At 62.6% G+C, this 17371-nt stretch carries 15 protein-coding genes and 1 pseudogene; 8 read left to right on the plus strand and 8 right to left on the minus strand.

The features are described from left to right. Nucleotides 1–42 precede the first annotated feature (42 nt). Both ACYP5B_RS29580 and ACYP5B_RS29585 read right to left on the minus strand, forming a co-directional pair. Nucleotides 43–1380: an MFS transporter gene (locus tag ACYP5B_RS29580; RefSeq protein WP_459572024.1), complete on the minus strand. Its 1338-nt coding sequence runs from the start codon at nucleotides 1378–1380 to the stop codon at nucleotides 43–45. A gap of 170 nt (nucleotides 1381–1550) precedes the next feature. Then, the gene (locus ACYP5B_RS29585; protein ID WP_318233817.1) at nucleotides 1551–2324 is read right to left on the minus strand and encodes a putative hydro-lyase; all 774 of its coding nucleotides are present in this window, start codon (nucleotides 2322–2324) and stop codon (nucleotides 1551–1553) included. A 238-nt stretch (nucleotides 2325–2562) separates the two neighbouring features. On the opposite strand from ACYP5B_RS29585, the gene ACYP5B_RS29590 reads away from it, so the two are divergent. Continuing rightward, nucleotides 2563–3495: a LysR family transcriptional regulator gene (locus ACYP5B_RS29590; RefSeq protein ID WP_318233769.1), complete on the plus strand. Its 933-nt coding sequence runs from the start codon at nucleotides 2563–2565 to the stop codon at nucleotides 3493–3495. Between the two features lie 73 nt (nucleotides 3496–3568). Here the strand turns inward: ACYP5B_RS29590 and ACYP5B_RS29595 are convergent. Next, nucleotides 3569–4228, minus strand: a pseudogene (locus ACYP5B_RS29595) (Fic family protein); the annotation flags it as partial. A gap of 277 nt (nucleotides 4229–4505) precedes the next feature. Then, nucleotides 4506–5438 (minus strand): LysR family transcriptional regulator, encoded by a 933-nt coding sequence (locus tag ACYP5B_RS29600; RefSeq protein WP_400094651.1) that lies wholly within the window; start codon nucleotides 5436–5438, stop codon nucleotides 4506–4508. 124 nt (nucleotides 5439–5562) lie between these two features. Here ACYP5B_RS29600 and ACYP5B_RS29605 point away from each other — a divergent pair, with 124 nt between their 5' ends. From ACYP5B_RS29605 to ACYP5B_RS29630, 6 genes are all read left to right on the plus strand, one after another. Next, a complete protein-coding gene (locus ACYP5B_RS29605; protein ID WP_400094649.1) occupies nucleotides 5563–5859 on the plus strand; it encodes a hypothetical protein in 297 nt (98 codons plus the stop codon). A 21-nt stretch (nucleotides 5860–5880) separates the two neighbouring features. Next, nucleotides 5881–6489: an FMN-dependent NADH-azoreductase gene (locus tag ACYP5B_RS29610; protein ID WP_459572025.1), complete on the plus strand. Its 609-nt coding sequence runs from the start codon at nucleotides 5881–5883 to the stop codon at nucleotides 6487–6489. Between the two features lie 40 nt (nucleotides 6490–6529). Next, nucleotides 6530–7435 carry an NmrA/HSCARG family protein gene (locus tag ACYP5B_RS29615; protein WP_459572026.1) on the plus strand — a complete coding sequence of 302 codons (906 nt, stop codon included), beginning with the start codon at nucleotides 6530–6532 and terminating at the stop codon, nucleotides 7433–7435. A gap of 28 nt (nucleotides 7436–7463) precedes the next feature. Further along, nucleotides 7464–7994 (plus strand): carboxymuconolactone decarboxylase family protein, encoded by a 531-nt coding sequence (locus tag ACYP5B_RS29620; RefSeq protein ID WP_400094643.1) that lies wholly within the window; start codon nucleotides 7464–7466, stop codon nucleotides 7992–7994. Nucleotides 7995–8039: 45 nt separating this feature from the next. Continuing rightward, entirely contained in the window at nucleotides 8040–8891 is an 852-nt protein-coding gene (locus ACYP5B_RS29625; protein WP_459572027.1) for a pirin family protein, read from the plus strand. A 402-nt stretch (nucleotides 8892–9293) separates the two neighbouring features. After that, a complete protein-coding gene (locus ACYP5B_RS29630; protein WP_459572028.1) occupies nucleotides 9294–10796 on the plus strand; it encodes a DHA2 family efflux MFS transporter permease subunit in 1503 nt (500 codons plus the stop codon). A 297-nt stretch (nucleotides 10797–11093) separates the two neighbouring features. Here ACYP5B_RS29630 and ACYP5B_RS29635 read toward each other — a convergent pair whose 3' ends face one another. Next, nucleotides 11094–11570, minus strand: a complete 477-nt coding sequence (locus ACYP5B_RS29635) for a 4-hydroxylaminobenzoate lyase (RefSeq protein WP_459572029.1) — start codon at nucleotides 11568–11570, stop codon at nucleotides 11094–11096. Between the two features lie 313 nt (nucleotides 11571–11883). Here ACYP5B_RS29635 and ACYP5B_RS29640 point away from each other — a divergent pair, with 313 nt between their 5' ends. Further along, nucleotides 11884–12804: an oxygenase MpaB family protein gene (locus ACYP5B_RS29640; protein ID WP_459572030.1), complete on the plus strand. Its 921-nt coding sequence runs from the start codon at nucleotides 11884–11886 to the stop codon at nucleotides 12802–12804. Here ACYP5B_RS29640 and ACYP5B_RS29645 read toward each other — a convergent pair. From ACYP5B_RS29645 to ACYP5B_RS29655, 3 genes are all read right to left on the minus strand, one after another. Then, nucleotides 12801–14522, minus strand: a complete 1722-nt coding sequence (locus ACYP5B_RS29645) for an amidohydrolase (RefSeq protein WP_459572031.1) — start codon at nucleotides 14520–14522, stop codon at nucleotides 12801–12803. The genes ACYP5B_RS29640 and ACYP5B_RS29645 overlap by 4 nt on opposite strands. Nucleotides 14523–14585: 63 nt before the next feature. Then, a complete protein-coding gene (locus tag ACYP5B_RS29650) occupies nucleotides 14586–16013 on the minus strand; it encodes an MFS transporter (protein ID WP_459572032.1) in 1428 nt (475 codons plus the stop codon). Between the two features lie 501 nt (nucleotides 16014–16514). Beyond that, nucleotides 16515–17243, minus strand: a complete 729-nt coding sequence (locus tag ACYP5B_RS29655; RefSeq protein WP_400094636.1) for a GntR family transcriptional regulator — start codon at nucleotides 17241–17243, stop codon at nucleotides 16515–16517. Nucleotides 17244–17371: the final 128 nt, after the last annotated feature.

Raw genomic sequence — 17371 nt, forward strand, 5'->3', positions numbered from 1 at the left:
GTCGAGGTGGCGGCCGGCGCCATGGCGCCAGCTGCCGGGGACTTACATGCCGGCGGCTTCGAGCTCGCGGCCACGGGTTTCCGGCAGCGTCAGCGCGGCAATGATCAGCACGCCATAGGCCGCCGCGGCGAAGATGCCGATGCTGGCGCCGAGACCATATTGCTTGGACAGCGCGCCGATCAGGAAGGGAAAAAGTGCGCCGACAGCCCGGCCGAAGTTGTAGCAAAAGCCCTGGCCGGAACCACGCACCCGCGTCGGGAACAGTTCGGTCAGGAACGCGCCCATGCCGCTGAAAATGCCCGAGGCGAAGAAGCCGAGCGGAAAGCCGAGCCAGAACATGGCACTGTTGCTCAACGGCAGCATCGTGTAGCCAAAGGCAACCGTCATCGAGCCCACCGCGAAGAGAATGAAGTTCGGCTTGCGGCCAAGCCTGTCGGTCAGATAGGAACTGACGAGGTAGCCGATCCACGAGCCGAAGATGATCATGGCCAGGTAGCCCCCCGTCCCCATCACAGTCAGGTGACGTTCGGTCTTCAGGTACGTCGGCAGCCAGGTCGTGATCGCGTAGTACCCGCCTTGTGCGCCAGTCGCCAACAGCGCCGCGCGCACCGTCGTCGACAGCAGCTTCGGGCTGAAGATCTCCGTGAAACGGGGACGATCGCTCGCCTTGCCTTGCGCCGCCTTCTCTTTTTCGTAGACGTCAGGCTCCTTCACGTAGCGGCGGATGACCACCACCAGCAGCGCCGGGAGCAGGCCGATGAGGAACAGCGCGCGCCACGCCAGTTCAGCGGGCATGACCGAGAACAGCACGGAATACAGGATGGCCGTCAACCCCCAGCCAATCGCCCAGCCCGACTGCACCAGGCCGACAGCCTTGCCGCGATCCTTGGCCCGGATCACCTCCCCGATCAGCACGGCACCGGCGGTCCATTCACCGCCGAAGCCGAAGCCCATGAGCGCACGCGCGGCCAGCAGTTGCTCGTAGTTCTGCGCCAGTCCGCACAAGCCGGTAAAGACTGCGAACCACACCACCGTCATTTGCAGCGTCCGCACCCGGCCGATGCGGTCCGACAAGATGCCGGCAACCCAGCCGCCCAGTGCCGAAGCCAGCAATGTGAGCGTGCCGATGAAGCCGGCGTCGGCCAGGCTGATACCCCAGGTAGCGATCAGCGTCGGAATGACGAACGAGAGCATCTGCGTATCCATGCCGTCGAGCATGTAGCCGACCTTGCAGCTCCAGAAGGCGCGTTTCTCGCGGGGCGACGCATCGCCGTACCAGGAGAACAGGCTGCCGCCGGCGTCGAGGGGCGCGGCTGGTGCCAGGGAGGAAACCGTTGCGGGATTGGCGGCAGCCGCCGCCGCGGGGGTGTTGTTGTCCATGAAACGCTCCTAGGCGCGTAGGGTGAACGGTATTTCGCACGAGTACCGGGACCGGCCCCCCCTTGATGGATGAGTACGGCCTTCCGCCTCGCGCGGATCTTTCGGTAACCGCCGGTCGTCTGCGGCGTCCGGCCTTGCTAAGGGAAAACGGCCCGCGTTGCTCCGGCGGCCTAAAACACGGCAAGCGAGGCGTTCTTGATATCGGTCACCAGCATGTGGCCGGGCTTGTGCGCGACCGCCAGCGGCAACCTGGCGGCCATGATCGCGGTCTGGGGCGTGACGCCACAGGCCCAGTAGACCGGCAACTCGCCCGGCTTGATCGTGACGGGATCCCCGAACTCGGGCCTGGCCAGGTCTTCGATCCCCAGTTCGGCCGGGTCGCCGATGTGAATTGGCGCACCATGGACGGCAGGGAAACGGCTGGTGATCTGCACGGCGCGAATCGCATCGGCACCGCGCATGGGCCGCATCGATACCACCAGCTCGCCACCGAAAACGCCCGCGCGCCGGTTCGCGATCCTGGTGCGGTACATCGGCACGTTGCGGCCTTCCTCGACGTGGCGCAACGCAATGCCCTCCTTCGCCAGCATCTGTTCGAACGAGAACGAGCAGCCGATGGCGAACACCACGAAGTCGTTCTGCCACAGGTCGGCCAGCGATTCGGTTTCTTCGGCGAGCCGCCCGTCGCGATAGACGTTATACGCAGGCACGTCGTTGCGAATATCCACCTCGCGCCCGAGTACCGGCACATGCCATTGTCCCGGCTCACCAACGCCCAACAATGGACACGGCTTCGGATTGGCCTGGCAAAAGCGCAGGAAATCGCTGGCGTGCGCCGACGGCAGGATGGCCAGGTTGGCCTGGGCGTAGTCGCCGCAATAGCCTGCGGTTGGGCCACGGAACTGGCCGCTGCGCACGGCCTGGCGAAAGTCGAAAGGCATCAGGTCCTCGGGCATCTGCGTTCTCATGTCGTTATGACGTTGTCGTGTATGTCTTGAACGATAGAGAGTAAAATTTTTTATCGCCAACGACTTTTTGTTGGCACCTCCGTATAGAATTTCTTAACAATTTTGCGGGTTTTCCCCTACCCGCACCGAGCTGGTGCCAAAGCGGGACGAACGCTAATTGCCGGGATATCCGCAGCAATTTGACGCCTTCTGCAGCGATCCGCTCCACCGCCTGATGAATACGCGATTCCTCGAAACCTTTGTCACGCTGGCCAAATTGCACAGCTTTCGCGCAACAGCAGCCGCGCTGCACGCGACGCCTGCTGCCATTTCCCAACGGATAAAGGCACTGGAAGATGAGCTGCAAACCGCGCTGGTCGATCGGGAGAGTCGCGAATTTCGCCTGACACCCAATGGCGAGTACCTGCTCGGATACGCCAAGGGAGTGGTCGAGGCCGCACGGCGGCTGCAGGCCGCCGCCTCGGGCGACAGCAAGATCCGCGGGCGCCTGCGCCTGGGTGTGATCGAGACCGTGGTGCACAGTTGGTTGCCGAACTATATGCGACGGCTCGCCGCAGACTACCCCCAGCTGGAAGTCGAACTGACCGCTGATGTGAGCGTGGTGCTCCAGCGCAGGCTGATTGCCGACGAGCTCGATCTCATCATTCGCGTCGAAGGCAGTGACGAAAGCAACGTGGTGTGCAATGCACTTGCCAACTATCCCGTGCACTGGGTAGCGCGCGCAGGCTTGCTGTCGCACGCGCGCGGCGGGCTCGCCAGACAGGTGCTGCAGCATCCCATCCTGACGTTCGGTCGAGGGACCGCGCCGCATCGCGCGCTAGAGGACATCGTGGCCAAACTCGCGGGAGCCAACGGTGTGCCACTTTCGGAAACCCGAATTACCGGGTCGCCGTCGATTGCCGTGATCGTGCAGCTCGTGCGCGACGGTTTCGGCGTGGCCGCTATTCCGCGCCTGTTCGTCGACAAGCTGATCGAGAGCGGCGAAGTCGTGGAGTTACCGCTGCAGCCCGCGCCTCCGTCCATCGTGGTGTCGATGTCGCGGCGCGCCGACGCGCCGCTATTCGTGCACGGCGCCGCCAACTCGGCACGCGCGGCCTGTGCAGAATACTGCCGCAACAGCAACAGGCGGCTGGTTGAGCCGCTGTGACGTCGCATGAGTTGGCAAAAGTCCATGAAGGCGCTGTTCCACCCACGAGCCAAGTCATTTCCCGCAGGCGTGCCTATTCGGATAGGTCGTTCAACTCATAACTGGTGCTGCGCCCACCTGCATCCGATTTCCGCAATACGCCTTGTGCGAGCAGATCAGTGATATCGCGCAGCGCGGTGTCTGGAGAGCATTTGGCAATCGCCGCCCACTTGGAACTGGTGAGCTTGCCTTCGAAGCCATCGAGCAGTCGGTTGAGCAGTTTCGCTTGCCGCTCGTTCAGTGACGTGGTCGCCCAGCGCTGCCAGAACCGCATCTTGACCAGCACAGCATCAAGGGTCTCCTGCGCCTGATCGACCGCGCAATGCAGCGTATCGAGGAACCAGGCCAGCCACTCGGTGACATCCATCGACCGCTTCTGGGTCCGCTCCAGGATATCGTAGTAGGCCTGGCGCTCCCGCTGGATCTGCGCTGACAAACTGTAGAAACGCTGCGGGCTGCCATCGGCGCGCGCCAGCAGCAGGTCGCCGATCGCACGGGCTATACGGCCATTGCCGTCGTCAAACGGATGCACGGTGACGAGCCACAAATGGCCGAGGCCCGCCTTGAGCAGAGGTGGATCGTTCGATGCACCATTGACCCAGTCAAGAAATCGGCTTGTTTCAGCTTCCAGGCGAGTGGCTGGCGGCGCTTCGAAATGCACACGTTGTCGGCCGATGGGGCCGGACACCACCCTTCTCCGCAGGCGCAAGTTATTCGCCGTACCTAGTGCGGTGATAGCCCCTGATATTCACTGCAGGAAGGCAAAACTGGCCGGTCGCCTAGCCCTGTAACGATCCAGGTACATGCCCAGCGCGCGCATGATCGGTACGGCAGCCGAACGTGCCTCCGTAGCTTGCGTGTCGCGTCACTTCGCTGCGTCTTGATTTGCAGCGAATGCGGTGGGGACCGGATAGCGGCCTGGTTAGATGCTCACTGATAGGCATCAGGTGGAAAAACTCACATCCGCAGCATCATCCCTTTTCTTGAGCTTCGGAGCCATCCCCTAAAGCAGTAACCAACGCATCTAGAAATGCCCGAGTTCGAGCGGGCATGAGCCGACGTCCCGGAAACACCGCCCAGATCCGTCCGGCAGGCATGTTCCATTGAGGCAGTACGCGTGTCAGCAGACCGCGTTGCACAGCCTCACGCGCGTAGAAGTCCGGCACGCTTACGACGCCGAAACCCGCCTGCGCCATGCGCAACAGCACGGTGATGGAGTTGGCCAATGTGTATTGCCGGGGCGTTCCGCTCCAGCGCTCTTTCTCTTCACCCACACCACGCTCGAGGGTCCATCCGCGCGCTTCCCCCGTGCGCGTCAGCTGCAGCAAGCCATGCAGATCGAGCAGATCATCAGGCGCTTGCGGCGTATCCACGCTCGTCAAGTAGGCCGGCGAGGCATACAACCCCACTGTGGCCTCGGCAAGCTTGCGCGCGCTAAGGTCGCTGTCTTCGAGCGAGTCTCCTGCGCGAAGCGCGAGGTCGAAGTTCTCGCCAATCAGATCCACCCGCCGGGATGACAAGTCCATGTCGAGCACGATGGCGGGATGCTCGCGCACGAAATTGGCCAGCATTTCCGACAGTGCGCTCGCTGCCAGATCGGGCAGCAGTGAGACCCGCAGGCGCCCGCTCGGCTTGACCTGGCGATGTTGCGCCAAAGCGAGCGCGCCATCGACCTCCGCTGCCACGCCACGAGCGTGTTCGAGAACGTGGACGCCGAAATCGGTAATGGTGAGCTTGCGCGAACTGCGGTTGACGAGTCGCTCGCCCAGGCGTTTCTCCAGCGCTGCTATGCGCCTTGAAACGGTGGATTTGGGTAGGCGCACGCGCTCGGCTGCGCGGCTGAAGCTGCCGACTTCGGCAACGCGAGCGAATAGCAGGAGATCGTTGGCGTCGAGGTCGATCATGGTAGGCAGCCTATTTTCCAGCGTTCCACTGGCGCAACGCAGGAGTGCATTTCGCCATCTATCGTTGCGCTGTTGAAGTTTATAGACTCCAAAACATCAATGTCAACGCCACATTGGAGTAACCATGAACATCCCGCAAATCAACTCGGGCGCCCGTTCCGACGCAAGCGGAAGCGGCTCGCATTCCACCCGCCTCGCCAGCGATGTGGTGCAAGGCCCGCGCGAGAAGCGCCCCGGCGCGACGCTCGTCGTGCTGGCGCGGTGGACTCTTCGGCACCTCGAGCAGCGCGACGTCGATGCGCGGCTGCTCGATCTGCGACCTGCTGCGCTTCGGCATGACCATCGCCGGACTGCCGTACAGCCACCAAAGGCAGATATGAAGACCAAGCTGCTCATATCGGCCGAAGCGCTCAAGCAGTAAGCCCGTTCGGAGATAAGTCTCATGAAGCAGCTGCTACACGTAGATTCCAGCATCCTCGGGCAAGGCTCCGTCAGCCGTGATCTGTCAGCGGATGTAGTCGCGACCTTCCGGGGCCGCCATCCCGACCTTGCGGTCACTCGTCTCGACCTTGCCGCCACACCGATCGGCCATCTGACGGCAGCACACCTCGCGGCCGCGCAAGGCGCTCCGGTCGACGATGCATTGAAGTCCGACGTTGCCATGGGCCAGGTCGCGCTCGAGGAGTTCCTGGCAGCCAACATCGTGGTCGTCGGCGCGCCGATGTACAACCTTGGCGTGCCCTCTCAACTGAAGGCCTGGATCGACCGCATCTCTGTCGCCGGGAAGACGTTCCGCTACGGGGAGCACGGCCCGGTCGGACTGTGCGGCGGCAAGAAGCTGTTCATCGCCTCGTCGCGCGGCGGCATTTACAGCGAAGGCTCGCCCGCAGCCTTCTTCGATCATCAGGAAACCTATCTGAAGGCGGCCTTCAGCTTTCTGGGCATCACCGATATCACCTTCGTTCGCGCGAAAGGTGTGGCGATGGGCCCGGAGGCACGCAGTGGGGCCATCGACTCGGCGAAGAAAGAGACCGCCGCGCTCGCTGCATGAGATAGCACCGCCCCAACAAAATACGCACTGGAGAACAACCATGTCGAACACCCAGAAGCTCATCGCCGTCGTCGGCGCAACCGGTCAGCAAGGCGGCGCGGTTTTGCGCGCGCTGCAGGCGAGCGGTCAATTCAAAGTGCGCGCGTTGACGCGCAATCCGGCCAAGCATCCGAAGCTGGGTGACGAAGTCCTTCTGGCGGATTTCAATCGTCCGGAAACGCTGAAAGCCGCGTTTGCCGGCGCACACGGAGTTTTCCTGGTGACCAATGCCTGGGAAGCAGGTGCGGACGAACCCAAGCAGGCACTCGCCGCCGTCAACGCGGCAAAAGACGCCGGCGTGCAGCACTTCATCTGGTCGACGCTCCCAAACGTGGAGACGATCAGCCACGGCAAGATCAATGTCCCGCATTTCACGGCCAAGGCAAAGGTCGAGCGTATCGTGAGCGAAGCTGGATTTGCCTACCACACGTTTGTGATCGCTTCGTTCTACTACCAAAACCTGCTCGGCGTAATGGCCCCGCAGAAACAAGCGGATGGCACCGCGGGTTGGGCGCTGCCGCTTGATCCCGAGCGGCGGGTCATCCACATGGGCGATATCACTGAACTCGGCCGCTTGGTGGTTGGTGCGTTCGCGCAGCCGGGACTCGCGGGGCACGGTGAACATTTGCCGCTTGTCGGCGACTTCCTGAGCTTCAACGAGATCATCGCCACCCTGAATCGTCAAGGAAACGAGTTCTCGTTCACGCGAGTCCCACGCGAGGTTTTTGCTGGCTGGTTCCCGGGCGCCGAGGGCGTCGCGGCGATGCTCGCCTACTTCGAAGCGCACACGTATCTCGGCTCGGATTCGCGCGACGCGATCGCGCTCGCCAACCAAGTCGCCGGCCAGCAGCCGACGAAGTTTGCCGCATGGGCCAAGGCGAACTTCGCGACTCCGGCCGCCGCCTGAAGACACATCTCTCCGAAGGAAAATACCCATGAGCCGGATTCCTACCCACACAGCCGAGGGCGCGCCCGATGCGTCGCGCCCGCTTCTGCAAGAGATTGCCCAGTCTTCCCCTACGGGACGTCCCCTGAACGTGCATGCCCAGATGGCGCATTCTCCGGCGGTGCTGGCGGCGTACACATCGCTGCGCGCCGTGACCGCCGAGCACGGCACCTTAGATCCGAAGGTGAGTTGGGCGCTAAATCTCGCAACTGCGGCCACGGTCGGGAACGACTACATGATTGGTATCGCCAGTCGATTCGCCCGCATGAACGGTTGGACCGAAGCACAGATTGCCGCCCTGCGGACAGGCACAACAACGGGCGACACCAAGATCGACGCGCTGACCCGCGTGGTCAGGCAAGCCGCTGCCAATTCGGGAAACGTCACCGACGCCACGTGGAAGGCCGCTCAACAAGCCGGCTGGAGCGATGAGCACCTGACTGAGGCATTCGCGTTCTTGGGGCTGACGGTGTTCACGGGATACTTCCTCAATTACGCGCAAACCGATACAGACATCTGACCAGGCACCACATCTATGGCAAGTCAAATACCTGGAGAGCGCCCCATGCATGCCGTCATCCAAACTCCGCCCCCCCTCGTCGGTGTCGGCCGTAACGTAATCTTCCGCACGCGCGGCTACGCGCACGGTCCGGTCGTCCGCATGGTCGGCCCCACCGACGTCGGCAAGATGATTAAGCCGTTTGTATTTCTCGATCTCGTCGATACGCAAGAGGCGATTGGCCAACAGGGTTTCGGCTGGCATCCGCATTCGGGCATCGCTACGTTGACCTTGGCGATGGAAGGGCAAGGTCGCTTTGTCGAATCCATCGGCCACGAAGGAACGATGGTGGCGGGCGACATCGAATGGTTGAGCGCCGGGCGTGGCGTCTGGCATTCCGGCTTCGCCGTGCCCCCGATCAAGGCCTTCCAGCTATGGGTCGCCTTGCCGCCAGAGCGCGAACTGGCTCCCGCGTTCAGCCAACATCTTTCGGTAAACGAAATCCCGTCGGATGGCCCGGCGCGCGTGCTGCTCGGCCGTAGCGGCGAGGCGGTCAGCCCGATTGATGCACCTCCGGGAGTCAACTATTTCGTTGTGCAGCTCAAGGCCGGCCAGCGCTGGACCTACCAGCCGCCGCGGGACTACCGGGTCGGTTGGATCGCAGTGATGGACGGTAGCCTGTGCACGCCCGATCCAGTCGACAAAGGTGAACTGGCCGTATTTGACCAGTCCGATGCGGCGATCGAATTCGAAGCTGTGACCGATGCGCGCTTCGTGCTCGGTACGGCAATCCCGCATCCGCACGATCTCCACCTTGGCTACTACTCGGTGCACACCAGCCCCGCAGCGCTGATCGAGGGCGAACGCGAAATCGCGCGCATCGGTCGAGAACTGCGCGCCAAGGGCGTGGTGCGTTGATCCGCCTTTTCGTAGACCGATGCGATTCCACTCAACCAGAGCACATCGTGGCCGTTACTTCCGTCTTCATTGGTAGCGTCCGTCAGGGACGCTTCTCCGAGAAACCCGCGCGCTGGATTCCCGACCATATGAAGAAGCGAAGAAGCGCGAAGGCGTTGACGCGCGCCTGCTCGACCTCGAAGACTTTCCGATGCCGTTCTACGAGCGACGAGCTGCTGTGGTGGACCAAAGCCCTGAAGACCGCGCGGGCAAGCTGACGATGCTCGAATGATTCATGCGCTCGCGTGCGGCGCGCAATTGACTATACGAACGCGGTGTGCGGCAAGGCTTTTGCAACCGGCTTCGCCAATCTCGATTCCGCTGCGCAGTCTTGAACTGCCAGCATCCAACCGGAGCAGTTCCATGACGCATGGCATCGACGAACGCAAACGCTGGCTTGCCCTTATCGTGCTCTGCCTGGGCGTGCTGATGATCGTGCTGGACACGACCATCGTGAACGTCGCACTGCCGTCCATCCGGGCGGACCTGGGCTTTACCGAAACCTCGCTCGTGTGGGTGGTCAACGCATACATGCTGACCTTTGGCGGCTTCTTGCTGCTGGGCGGCCGGCTGGGCGATCTTTACGGCCACCGCAAGCTGTTCCTCGGCGGCATTACGCTGTTTACGCTGGCGTCGCTCGCATGTGGCATGGCGAATTCGCAAATCCTGCTGGTATGCGCGCGTGCCGTGCAGGGTTTGGGTGGCGCGGTCGTCTCCGCTGTTTCGCTGTCGCTGATCATGAATCTGTTCACCGAGACCGGCGAACGGGCCAAAGCGATGGGCGTGTACGGCTTTGTCTGCGCAGGGGGCGGCACCATCGGCGTATTGCTCGGCGGTCTGCTGACCAACCTGCTGAGCTGGCACTGGATCTTTCTCGTCAACCTGCCCATTGGCATCACCGTCTATGCGCTGTGCGTCGCGCTCTTGCCGTCAGCACGCGGCCATGCTCATGGCGAACGGCTCGACGTGGCCGGCGCGGTGACGGTGACGGCTTCGCTGATGCTCGCCGTGTACGCTGTCGTGAACGGCAATGAAGCGGGCTGGACCTCGGCGCAGACGCTGGGCCTGCTGTTCGCCGCGCTGGCGCTGTTGGCCGTGTTTCTCGTGATCGAAGCGCGCGTGCAGCATCCGTTGATGCCGCTCGGTCTGTTCCGCTTGCGCAACGTCGCGACTGCCAATGTGGTCGGCGTACTTTGGGCAGCGGCAATGTTCGCGTGGTTCTTCATCTCCGCCTTGTATCTGCAGCGCGTGCTCGGCTACCGGCCCTTGCAGGTCGGGCTCGCGTTTTTGCCGGCCAGTCTGATCATGGCGTTCTTTTCGCTGGGCCTGTCGGCGCGCGTGGTGATGCGCTTCGGTCTGCGCCTTCCGCTTGCCTTCGGGCTGCTCGTCGCGGCGTGTGGCCTCGCGCTGTTCGCACGGGCACCGGTGAACGGCAACTTCGTGCTCGACGTGCTGCCTGGCATGATCCTGTTCGGCTTTGGCGCGGGCATCGCATTCAATGCCGTGCTGCTGGCTGCCATGAGCGACGTCGATCCGAGCGATTCTGGCCTCGCGTCCGGTATCGTCAATACGTCGCTGATGATGGGGGGCGCACTCGGCCTCGCGGTGCTCGCAAGTCTCGCTGCCGCGCGCAGCGACGCGATGCAGGCTTCCGAAAGCGCCACGGCGGCGCTCAATAGCGGCTATCACGTGGCGTTTCTGTTCGGTGCGATCTTCGCGGCGGCGGCGGGTGTGCTGGGCGGTTTGTTGTTGCGTCCTGGGCAGCCAGGCGGCGCCGGCGCACGACCGGTTGCTGACAGTCACGGCGTGGTGACAGCGGACCCCGCACCCGCAACCTGCAACGCGGCAGCGACGGAACACTACTGACCGAACACGAGCCGTGTCGGCAGTAGATCACGCCAACCGTGCGCTTCGCATCCATGCCTACGGTCGCCCCAAGGCCGTCTCGATCGATCAGGTGGACAAGAATCCACATGCAAGATGTCGCCAAAGGCACTTTGCACGCTGCTTCATTCGAAATGAGACGGCCGGCAACATCGGCAGACCTGGCCGGGCTATTGGAAAGATGGGAACATCAGCCGATGACGACGAAGAAGGAGCCGCCTCAACGCGGCAACGGTAGCGCCCCCCCTGCTGAGCTACCCAGACCAGATGCGAAGGTACCTATCGCCCCGTGTAAGTAATCTCGCCGTTTGGCAGAAAGTACAACATGATGGCTGCCCCGCCTTGAACTTCTGGGAAATGCTCACTCATGGGCTCCGGTGCGGTCCAGCCAGCAGGCCGGCCGCAGAATTCGGCGCCAGGATTGAGCGGAACAATCATATTGATTTCACCGTTCGGGTGGGCGTGAAACTGACCAACCAGATTGTCCATATAGACGCTGTTGACGCTGAATCCATACGTCTGCGGACTTGCCTCGAACACCGGGCTGCGCCGATACGTCGGGCCAGTGATCTCAATGTTGCAGGCCCAGCCTTCACGCTCGCCGGCAATGATGAGCGATGCAAGGCTGTCATAGAGTTCGCTGCCTGGAGGATGTGTCTTGTTGAGCCAAGCCTCCAGCTCAGGGCCTAGCGGCTGGTCCTTGACCTGTGCCAAAAGCCTGATTGACTCCATACGTAGCCGTTCGCGCGTATCCATGTATTGCACTCCTTCAATCGTGTTCGAGGCGATTCGGTCTCCTGTCTCGTCGCCTCTCATGCATTTGTGGGAATGTCCAGACGCCTGGGGGGAGACGACTTGGTACATGCTTCTAGTCTAGGTTCGGTGGGCCCTTGTCGTTTTGTGTCACATGCGCGCGTATTTTTGCAGGCATGCGCCTCGTGGCGCCTCTGCCTGAAGAGTGCATCCTTTCCAACACCACGAACGCAGTGCCACACATAGAATGCAATCCCCCAAACCGACATCTGTGTTGACGCGGTGCAGCGTTCTGCGTCACCAACGATTCAAGCTCATGATTCATCTTCCCGTCGCGTGGTTTCCTTCCATCGAGGCGCTGCGACGCCGCATCGAAGCACAGGTCTGGTCCGTCACGCGTGCCGCCTCCGGCTACTCCATCGACCTGGCTACCCCACCGGGTGATCCGGGCCTCTTCGGACCCGACTCAGTCTGTTGGCGTGTCCATGACGATTTCCCCACGATGATGGTCGGCGGGATTAGGGCGTTGATCCTGCAGGCGCTCCATCCGCTGGCTCTGGCAGGCGTCCTTGAGTACTCGGTGTTTCAGCAGGATATCCAGGGACGCCTGGGGCGCACCGCGCAGTTCATCGCGGGCACAACGTATGGCAGTCGGCGGGATGCCGATGGGCTGATTGACCACGTGAACCGCATCCACCAGAGAATCCGAGGTACCACGCCATCCGGCGCCGCCTATTCCGCCACGGACCCTGGCCTGCTGACATGGGTGCATGTTGCGGAAGCATCGAGCTTCCTTTCGGCCTACTTGCGATATATGAATCCTGCCCTGCCCGCAACCGAGCAGGATCGCTATTTTGCCGAGACCGCCTGCATTGCGCGCCGCTTGGGCGCCTTGGATGTGCCTGAAACCCGGGCAAGCGTTGACGAGTATATCCGCGCGCATAGTGACCAGCTCGAGGCGAGCGAGAAGATGTACGCGGCCATCCGTTTGCTTGGCGAGCTGCCTGGCGCCACGCCGTTGGCGCGCGCCATGATGCCGATATTCCTCGGCGCGGCGATTCAGCTCTTGCCGGACTGGACACAGAAATTGCTAGGCGGGGAACTCACGAGGACGAGGCATGCTCTGGTGAGGCCGGCAATGATAGTGGCATGTGCGACGCTCAGATGGGCAATCAGAGGCAGTGCGGGGACGCGCGCCCATCAGCGCGTCTCCGCCAGCCCCCTCAAACTTCCTTAGAGTGCCTTCGCGTCTCCGAACACCGTCTTCCCGCCAACAACAGTCAGCAGCGGCTTGATGTCCTTGATACGCTCGTCAGCCACCGTCATGAGATTATCCGACAGCACCACCAGGTCCGCGAGCTTTCCTGCCTCGATGGAACCCTTCTTGCCTTCTTCGAAGGTGTAGCGGGCAGCCGATGACGTGTACAGGCGCAGCGCTTCCTCACGCGTCACGCGCTGGTCCTTGCCGTACACGTTGCCGTTAATGTCCTTGCGGGTGACCATCACGTACATATTGATGAAGGGATTCATCACGTTGGTTGAATAGTCGGTGCCGGCCCCGACGTTCTCGATGCCGAGGATATCGATCAGCGAGCGGGTAGGAACCGCGCGGTCCGCAACCTCCTTGCCGAGGAAGCGGGCTACCGTTTCCGCCTTGGTCCACATGAAGACATTCTGCATATCCACCCGTACGCCCAGCTTGTGCGCACGCTGCATCTGGTCTGGCCGCATCCGACTGCCATGAATCAGGATAAAGCGCTTATCGCCGATCGGGTAGCGCTGGCTAGCGAACTCGTAGGCATCGAGCACCGTGTCTACGCCGGCATCGCCCACCACATGCACGCCCACACGCCATCCGTACTTGGCGCACGTCGCCACCAGCTGCCGGAGAAATTCGGGCTGCATGGTGCGAATCCCGTGATAGTGCAAGTCATCCGCGTAGGCTTCCCGCATGAACGCCGTCTTCAGCGTCATGCCACCGTCAATGGCGAGTTTGATGGCCGCGAGGCGAAGCCAGTCGTCACCAAAGCCTGAGTTGACCCCGATGCGACGGAACGTCGTCTCCCACTCGTCGACGGACACCGAGGGAATCGTTTCTCCAGTGGGCATGAACATGATTCCCGCGCGGACCGTGGCCTGGTGACGCGCATGGATAGTTTCGTACACGCGCAGGTCTTCCGGGCTGCTCGCGCCCACCACGACACTGGTGAGGCCGGCCGCGTTGAAGATCTTCATGGCTTCGCGGAACTGGGTGACCTGAACCTCGAAGGGCCACGGAGGCACGAAGTCCTTCACCAGGCCGATTGCGGCCTCCTGCAGCACGCCCGTGGCCTCGCCATCCGGACCCCGCTCGATCTCCCCGCCGCGCGGGTTCGGCGTCTTGCTGGTAATGCCCGCCAGCTTGAGCGCCGCGCTGTTGACCATGACGACATGCCCGACCGTGGGCAGATAGACGGGATTCTCCGGCGAAACGGAATCCAGCTCCTGCCTGGTGAGATAGCGCTTCTCCTTGAGCTGCGATGGCGGATGCCATCCGCTGCCGATCACCCACTCGCCGGGCTGTGCTTGCCTGGCCTGCTCCTTGATCAGGTCAAGCGCTTGTGCCGCGTTGGTGGCGCGATAGAGCGGCACGGTGTAGAGCGCGATCCCGGCCTGCTCCATGTGGGCGTAGGTATCAATCAACCCCGGCACGACCGTCTTGCCGTGCAGATCGATCAACTGTGTCGCGGGGCCGCGATAGGTGTTCACCGCACGCGTGGTTCCCACCGCGAGGAATTTGCCATCCTTGATGGCCACCGCCTGCGCGGCGGCGAATGCCGTGTCGGCTGTCAGGATGTGCCCGTTGATCAGTATCGTATCTGCATACAGCGGCACCCCTGCCAGCGCAAACGGTGTTGCCAGGCAGGCGCCCACCGCCAGCGAACCGAGCATCGCCCGGACGGACCGGCGCTGCATCGCACGCGCTCCGGATTGAGGGAAGCCTGTTTTTGTCATCGCGTTCCTCCTTTTGTTTGGTGATCAGTGGCTCGCGGACGGCAATTTTGTATGTGCTGGATTGGCGGCGAAGCGCGTACGACTACGCATGCCGGCCCCCAGCAAGGCAAGTGCCGCCGCCAGCGCAGGTAGCGCCAGTAGCCCGAAGATGGTGGTGAAGCTCCAGCCAAAACCCACCAGTTGTGCGCCGAGGAGCGCACCGGTGATGCCGCCGAAGCGGCCAATTCCGAGCATCCACGCCACCCCAGTGGCACGGCAGTTCGTCGGGTAGAAGCCCGCGGCGAGGGTCGGCATCGAAGACTGCGCGCCGTTCATGCAGATGCCGGCCCCGAACACCAGGAAGCCAAGCAGGATGAGGTCGCCCGAGCCATAGCCGACCGCGAAGATAAGCAGGCCGGCGAGTCCGTATGCGAGAGCTACAACGCGATAAGGACTCGAACGGTCCATCAGCCAGCCGGTCACCACGGTCCCAAAGCACCCCCCAAGCGGAAAGAGTGCAGTGACAACCGCGGCGCTTCCGATGTTGAAGCCGGCGTCGGTGATCAGCGTTGGCAGCCAGCTGGTAAGCAGATAGAAGACCAGTAACCCCATGAAGTACGTGAGCCAGAGCATGAGTGAACTGGCAGCAATGGGACGCGACAGGATCTGCCTGAGCGGCGAGCCTTGAACAGTGGCGCCGTACTCCTTCACCACGAAGGTCTCGGCGCCAGTCAGCGTTCCGGGGGCGATGCGGTCCAGCACTTTGGCAACCTTCTCACCGGGGTATTGGCGCGCAACCATGAAGCGTGCCGACTCGGGCAGCAGAGCCACTAGCAGCACGGCAAGCAGAAGCGGCGCCACGCCTCCGACCAGTAACACCGAGGTCCATCCATATGCCGGAATCAGCCAGGCTGCGACAAAGCCGCCGGCGGACGCCCCGAGCGTAAAGCCGCAAAACATGGTGTTGACCGCCAGCCCACGGCGAGAGGCCGGCGCATATTCCGACATCAGCGTGACAGCGTTTGGCATGGCGGCGCCCAGGCCGACGCCGGTGAGGAAGCGCATGATGGTCAGGGCATCAAGGGAGGGGGAAAAAGCCGCCGCCAAGCTCCATCCGCCAAACCAGAGGATGGACACAACAAGGACAATTCTTCTGCCGAACCTGTCCGCGAGCGGCCCCGCGACCAGCGCGCCTGCCGCCAGGCCGAACAGCGCCGCGCTCATGACCGGGCCCAACAGCGTCTTGCTGACGCCCCAGTGCTTGACGAGGGCCGGTGCGATGAAACCGATGGCTGCGGTGTCGAATCCGTCCGCGGCAAGGATGAGAAAGCACAAGGCGAGCACGATCCACTGGAAGCCGGAAAATCGATGGTCGTCGATGAATGCCTGGACGTCGACCGTGGTGGCATCGGCGGTTGGCGTGCCGGAGTGCAGCGACGATGTCGCTCCGGCGGAAGATTGGTGGGATGTCATGAACGTAGTCTCCGGATAGGAGGCGTGCGGCGCCTGGACGTCCGTGCCCCTCTCGCATGGGTTTCCTAGCAGCATTTGCCGGGAAGGCATCAGGGGACTACCGCGGGCTATCGCCGGCTTCTGCCGCAGCCTGGATGGCCGCACGCAAGTCAACGCATCGGAACCGCGGGTGAACTCCCCTGCAATCTCCAGCTTAGCGATGCGGTTCGGCGTAGTTTTGTATGTAGCGAGGTCTGATTTTCTCGGGCTATCGCATGGTGCGATCCAGGACGAAGACGGGGATCGGGTAGGAGGCGGGGTCGCCCCCGCCGTCCTCCCACACCACCGTACGTACGGTTATACGGCGGCTCCCGCCTACTGGGCATACCGCCCCAGCGAGTTTCGTTTCGTTCGCGCAACGCGCCATGCCTGGCACACCAAAAAAAAGGGCCAGCTCCTCGCCGACCCGCCTGATTGTGCGCGATGCTCGCCGCCCGATTTGGCCGCCTGGTGCTCGCCGCGCTAGGCGGCGCTGACGAACAACTTCATCGCAGGCATGACCTGCGATGCCTGCTCTGGCCGGTCAAGGGCACCCTCGAGATTGAGGCGCGCGACATTGACGTGCTCGGTAGCCAGCGCCTGTGCACGGGTGCCCTCGCCCCGCTCCATCGCGTCAAACAAACCGTGGTGCTGACGGTGCGCATAGACAAGCCATTGGTGGCCTTCATCGAGCGCCGATTGCATTGGCAGCATCGCACTTGCCGCCGCAAATGGCAGACGGTTATTGAGTTCGATCGCGCGCGCCAGGGCGCTGTTTCCGCTGCCCTCGACGACCAGCGCGTGGAAACGGTCGTTCATATTGCTGTAGGCAACATAGTCGTCGTAATCGAGCGTGGCCTTGGTGAGGACCCGGTCACCCTCGCGCAGGCAGTCTCGCAAGTCCAGCGCCAGCTGGCGCGACAGGCCATGCTCGGCTACTAGTCTGGCCGCCATGCCTTCCAGATGACCGCGCACGGCGATGGAATCCTGGATTTCACGAGGGGTGAAGCGCCGCATCATGTATCCGCTGTTCGGCGCCGGCTCGATGAGACCTTCTTGCTCGAGCGCCCCCAATGCAAGGCGCACAGGTGTGCGAGAAACCCCCAGCTTTTCCGCAAGGGGAATCTCGGCCAGGCGCGCCCCTGGTTCAAACTCTCCTTTTAGGATCAGGTCGCGAAGCTGCACGAGGACCCGTGTTTGATGCGATTCCATTTCAACCTCTGACATAACGCCACATCACCGCCTGCTTGGATACCATTCAGGCAATGCTGCATGCAACGTCGATATGGTACACCCGGGTCCACCATACAAACAGCCGGCAGCGCAGGCAGATAGGGGCG

This window comes from Cupriavidus sp. 8B, assembly GCF_054589115.1.

Bases quoted from the DNA above. Each gene is read 5' to 3' on its own strand.
- ACYP5B_RS29580 (WP_459572024.1), bottom strand. From the start codon at position 1,380: ATGGACAACAACACCCCCGCGGCGGCGGCTGCCGCCAATCCCGCAACG.
- ACYP5B_RS29590 (WP_318233769.1), top strand. From the start codon at position 2,563: ATGAATACGCGATTCCTCGAAACCTTTGTCACGCTGGCCAAATTGCAC.
- ACYP5B_RS29600 (WP_400094651.1), bottom strand. From the start codon at position 5,438: ATGATCGACCTCGACGCCAACGATCTCCTGCTATTCGCTCGCGTTGCC.
- ACYP5B_RS29605 (WP_400094649.1), top strand. From the start codon at position 5,563: ATGAACATCCCGCAAATCAACTCGGGCGCCCGTTCCGACGCAAGCGGA.
- ACYP5B_RS29610 (WP_459572025.1), top strand. From the start codon at position 5,881: ATGAAGCAGCTGCTACACGTAGATTCCAGCATCCTCGGGCAAGGCTCC.
- ACYP5B_RS29615 (WP_459572026.1), top strand. From the start codon at position 6,530: ATGTCGAACACCCAGAAGCTCATCGCCGTCGTCGGCGCAACCGGTCAG.
- ACYP5B_RS29620 (WP_400094643.1), top strand. From the start codon at position 7,464: ATGAGCCGGATTCCTACCCACACAGCCGAGGGCGCGCCCGATGCGTCG.
- ACYP5B_RS29625 (WP_459572027.1), top strand. From the start codon at position 8,040: ATGCATGCCGTCATCCAAACTCCGCCCCCCCTCGTCGGTGTCGGCCGT.
- ACYP5B_RS29630 (WP_459572028.1), top strand. From the start codon at position 9,294: ATGACGCATGGCATCGACGAACGCAAACGCTGGCTTGCCCTTATCGTG.
- ACYP5B_RS29635 (WP_459572029.1), bottom strand. From the start codon at position 11,570: ATGGATACGCGCGAACGGCTACGTATGGAGTCAATCAGGCTTTTGGCA.
- ACYP5B_RS29640 (WP_459572030.1), top strand. From the start codon at position 11,884: ATGATTCATCTTCCCGTCGCGTGGTTTCCTTCCATCGAGGCGCTGCGA.
- ACYP5B_RS29645 (WP_459572031.1), bottom strand. From the start codon at position 14,522: ATGCAGCGCCGGTCCGTCCGGGCGATGCTCGGTTCGCTGGCGGTGGGC.
- ACYP5B_RS29650 (WP_459572032.1), bottom strand. From the start codon at position 16,013: ATGACATCCCACCAATCTTCCGCCGGAGCGACATCGTCGCTGCACTCC.
- ACYP5B_RS29655 (WP_400094636.1), bottom strand. From the start codon at position 17,243: ATGGAATCGCATCAAACACGGGTCCTCGTGCAGCTTCGCGACCTGATC.